This is a genomic window from Bauldia sp. (assembly GCF_020442045.1).
In the GTDB taxonomy this organism is placed as follows: Bacteria; Pseudomonadota; Alphaproteobacteria; order Rhizobiales; family Kaistiaceae; genus Bauldia.
In genome coordinates this window covers 1-4,163 of record NZ_JAGRLA010000139.1, presented here as the reverse complement: position 1 = coordinate 4,163, position 4,163 = coordinate 1, and the positions used below count along the sequence as shown (strand labels likewise).

General features: G+C 66.3%; 4 protein-coding genes. 3 read left to right on the top strand and 1 reads right to left on the bottom strand.

The features are described 5' to 3' along the window. Nucleotides 1-238: 238 nt before the first annotated feature. The gene (locus KDJ86_RS15685; protein WP_291747872.1) at nucleotides 239-1,021 is read right to left on the bottom strand and encodes a MipA/OmpV family protein; all 783 of its coding nucleotides are present in this window, start codon (nucleotides 1,019-1,021) and stop codon (nucleotides 239-241) included. 168 nt (nucleotides 1,022-1,189) lie between these two features. On the opposite strand from KDJ86_RS15685, the gene KDJ86_RS15680 reads away from it, so the two are divergent. From KDJ86_RS15680 to KDJ86_RS15670, 3 genes are all read left to right on the top strand, one after another. Continuing rightward, nucleotides 1,190-1,954 carry an SDR family NAD(P)-dependent oxidoreductase gene (locus KDJ86_RS15680; RefSeq protein ID WP_291747870.1) on the top strand — a complete coding sequence of 255 codons (765 nt, stop codon included), beginning with the start codon at nucleotides 1,190-1,192 and terminating at the stop codon, nucleotides 1,952-1,954. Between the two features lie 161 nt (nucleotides 1,955-2,115). Next, nucleotides 2,116-2,640, top strand: a complete 525-nt coding sequence (locus tag KDJ86_RS15675) for a TIGR02281 family clan AA aspartic protease (RefSeq protein WP_291747868.1) — start codon at nucleotides 2,116-2,118, stop codon at nucleotides 2,638-2,640. A 65-nt stretch (nucleotides 2,641-2,705) separates the two neighbouring features. Beyond that, nucleotides 2,706-4,163: phosphomannomutase/phosphoglucomutase (locus KDJ86_RS15670; RefSeq protein WP_291747865.1), on the top strand; the 1,458-nt coding region annotated here is incomplete at its 3' end.

The following is a 4,163-nucleotide window of genomic DNA, read 5'->3' as shown; positions in this document are numbered from 1 at the left end:
TCGGGGGTGCGAGGCGGAGCCCGAGCAACGCTCCAACACGCCCCTCCCCGTCATCCTGAGGTGCGAGGGCGGAGCCCGAGCCTCGAAGGACGCAATGCTCCTGACGGGCCGCGCGCTGGTGACGGGATGGATCGTGGTGCGTCCTTCGAGGCTCGCCACGTCGTGGCGAGCACCTCAGGATGGCGGGGTTCGGGTTTGGGATACCCGTCAGGACGGCGAAGGGGCTTACGCCCGGCGGTCAGCGGAACAGGTTGAAGCCGAGGCGATAGGTGATGCCGACGCCGGCCATCCACTGGTCGCGGCTGCCGGCCTTGACGATCGGGCTCTTGTCGGCGTCGCCGACGAAGCGGTTGTAGCTTCCGGTGAAGCGCAGCTTCGTCCGCTCGGTCAGCTTGTAGCTGGCGCTGGCCGCGAGCCCCACCGTCTTGAAGCCGGCGTCGGGCTTGAATTTCGACAGCGATCCCTTCGACGCTTCCTTGCCGGTGACGCCGAAATAGGTCTCCATATAATCCTGCGAGGCGAAGCTGGCGCGCGGCCCGAAGGCGACGTCGAAATTCGGCGTGACCGGCAGGACCACGTCGACGCCGAGACCGCCGACCTGGCCATCGGTGCCGTTGATGCCCTGGCGGAGCGTGACGAAGCTGTTCAGCCACTGGCCCCGCACGCCGGCGCCGAGGCCGAGCTCGAGCGTCCACGGCACCTTGTTGGTGCCTTTCAGGCTGTTGTCGTCATTCGGGTTCCGCTCGGCCTGATAGCCGAAGGACGGGAAGAGGTAGAAGCCGCGAGCCCCGGACTCGCGCTCCCCGACGCCGGGAATATAGAAGCGGCCGACGCCGAACAGCGGATAGGGCACGACGATATAGGAATCGGCGCCCGGATATTTGGGCTTCACGGCGGCGCCAATGCCGACATCGATGAGATATTGCGGACCGCCGCCGACAAGCGCGTCCTCGGCCTTCGCACCGGTGAATCCGAGGCTCGCCCCGGCAGCGATCAAAGTGGCGAAAACGGCAAGGCGCATCTGGTCAAATTCCCCCGGACAGGACCGATAGCCTATATGGAGCGGTCCTGGTTAGGAAATGTTATACGCGACGTCCGCTCGAATCACGCCGAAAAAGCGGCCTTCCGGACGGAACGGCGTCGAGTGTGACCAAGAAGCACCGCCGGAAGCAGAGATTGGGGAGCGACTATGAAATACGGCGCCATCTATCCGAGCCTGAAGGGCCGAACCGTCCTGGTCACCGGTGGCGGCAGCGGCATCGGCGAATCGATCGTCACGCATTTCGCGGCCCAGGGCTCCAAGGTCGGCTTCATCGACATCAAGGAGAAGGAATCGAAGGCCCTTGTCGCCAGGCTGAAGCGCAAGAAGCAGAAGGTCCATTTCGAGCATTGCGACCTGGCCGACATCGATGCGCTGCGCAAGGCGATCAAGTCGGTGCGCAAGGCGCTCGGACCGATCACCATCCTGATCAACAACGCCGCCCATGACGAGCGCCATACCCTGAAGGAAGTGACCTCGGAATATTTCGACGACCGGATCCGGGTCAACCTGAAGCACCAGTTCTTCACCATCCAGGCCGTCGTCGACGACATGAAGAAGGCCGGCAACGGCGCCATCGTCAACATGGGTTCGACCTCCTGGATGGTCGCCTTCGGCGGGCTGCCGGTCTACACTGCGGCAAAGGCGGGCGTCATCGGCCTGACCCGCGGCCTCGCCCATGAGCTCGGCCAGCACAATATCCGGATCAACTCGGTCGCCCCCGGCTGGATCATGACCAAGCGCCAGAAGGAGCTGTGGGTGACGCCGGAAGCGCTCGAGCAACTGATGAGGGACCAGTGCCTGCAGCGCACCCTCGGGCCCGACGACATCGCCCGGGCGGTGCTGTTCTACGCTTCCGACGAGGCCTCGGCGGTCACCAACCAGAGCATCGTCTTCGACGGCGGCTGGCTCTAGGTGAGCGGCGGTGCCGGCAGACCGGCGTTAACGGCCTCTTAACGATGTCGCCGGCCGGTCCCCGGCGCTTGGCGCCGCGTTAGTCTTTTCGCGCGATGGTGGCGGCCCCGAACGGGGATCGTCCCGTCATCCGCAGGGAAAGAAGAGCGAAGCGCCGCCGGATGGGTCCCAGGCTCCTCATCATCGCCGTGGTCGCCGTTGCCGCCGCCGTCGGCGTGCCGAAGCTCGCGCCCGGCTTGCTCGCCAATCTGGTCGGCCATCGCGTGATCGAGCCGCCCGCCCGCGGGGAGCCGGCGCGGCGGCAGGTCGTCAACAGCCGGCGCATGATCCTCGAAGCCGACCGCCGCGGCCACTTTCTCGTCGATGCCGCGGTCAACGGCCGCGCGATCGAGGCGATGGTCGATACCGGCGCGAGCACCGTCGCGCTCAATGCCGAGACGGCCCGCCGGATCGGAATCAATCCGCCGCGCAGCGCCTATACGATCCCGGTTTCGACCGCCAACGGCACCGTGGAGGCGGCAGGCGTCGCCCTCTCCGAGGTCCGGCTCGGCGGTATCCGGATGCGCGACGTCGAAGCGCTGGTGGTTCCCGACGGCCTGCTCCAGACCAACCTGCTTGGCATGAGCTTCCTCCGCCGCCTGTCGAAGTTCGAACTATCGGGGACGCGCCTGCTTCTCGTCCAATAGCTTGCCTTTCCCGTCCGCCGGGGCTCTGGTATGACCCGGATGTCTCCGCTCCAGAGGATGGACCGATGTTTCCCAGACCGATTCCCGACCTGCGTCCCAACACCCTTGCCTTCGAGACGACGCCGCTCGTCAAGGCGACCGGCTTCCGCGAGTATGACGCGCGCTGGTGGTACGGTATCCCCAGCTCCGACAAGGCGCCGGAACTCAACCTGATGGGGGTGACGGCGCTCGGCATGGGCATCGGCACGCTGCTCGGTCAGATGGGCGTCCGCAGGGAGATCGTCACCGGCCACGACTACCGGGCCTATTCCTCGTCGATCAAGCTCGCCCTGATCACCGGGCTGATGGCCTCCGGCTGCCGGGTCTACGACATCGGCATGGCGATGACGCCGATGGCCTATTTCGCCCAGTTCTCGCTCGACGTGCCGGCGGTCGCAATGGTCACCGCGTCGCATAACGAGAATGGCTGGACCGGCGTCAAGATGGGCTCGCAGCGGCCGATCACCTTCGGTCCCGACGAGATCGGCCGGTTGAAGAACATCGTCCTCGACGCCTCCTTCGACCTCAAGCACGAGGGCTCTTATGTCTTCGTCGAGAATTTCGCCGAGCGCTATGCCTCCGACCTGACCGCCCGGCCGAAGCTGAAGCGGCCGATCAGGGTGGTGGCCGCCTGCGGCAACGGCACGGCGGGCGCCTTCGTGCCCGGCGTCCTCAAGGCGCTCGGCGCCGACGTCATCCCGCTCGACACCGAGCTCGACTACACCTTCCCGCGCTACAACCCCAATCCCGAGGACATGGAGATGCTCCACGCCATCGCCCACGCGGTGAAGGAGCACAATGCCGACATCGGCCTCGGCTTCGACGGCGACGGCGACCGCTGCGGCGTGGTCGACAACGAGGGCGAGGAGATCTTCGCCGACAAGGTCGGCGTGATGCTCGCCCGCGACCTCTCGACCCTCCACAAGGGCGCGACCTTCGTCGTCGACGTCAAGTCGACCGGCCTCTACGCCACCGATCCGGTGCTGATCAGGAACGAGGTCAAGCCGGACTACTGGAAAACCGGCCACTCCTACATCAAGCGCCGGGTCAACGAGCTCAACGCCCTCGCCGGATTCGAGAAATCCGGCCACTATTTCTTCAACGCCCCGATCGGCCGCGGCTACGACGACGCGCTCGTCTCGGCCATCGCCATCTGCGACATGCTCGACCGCGCGCCGGACAAGTCCATGGCCGACCTCTACCGCGCCCTGCCGCACACCTGGGGCTCGCCCACGATGTCGGCGACGTGCGCCGACGAGACCAAGTACGACGTGGTGGCCGGCGTCCGCGAGAAGCTGGAGGCCATGAAGGCGTCGGGCGAGAGCTTCGCCGGCGGGGCGATCGTGGACCTCGTCACGGTCAACGGCGCGCGCGTGCTGACCGAGGACGGCACCTGGGGCCTCGTCCGAGCCTCCTCCAACAAGCCCGAGATCGTCGTGGTGGTGGAGAGCCCGGTGTCGGAGGCCCGCATGCGCGAGATGTTC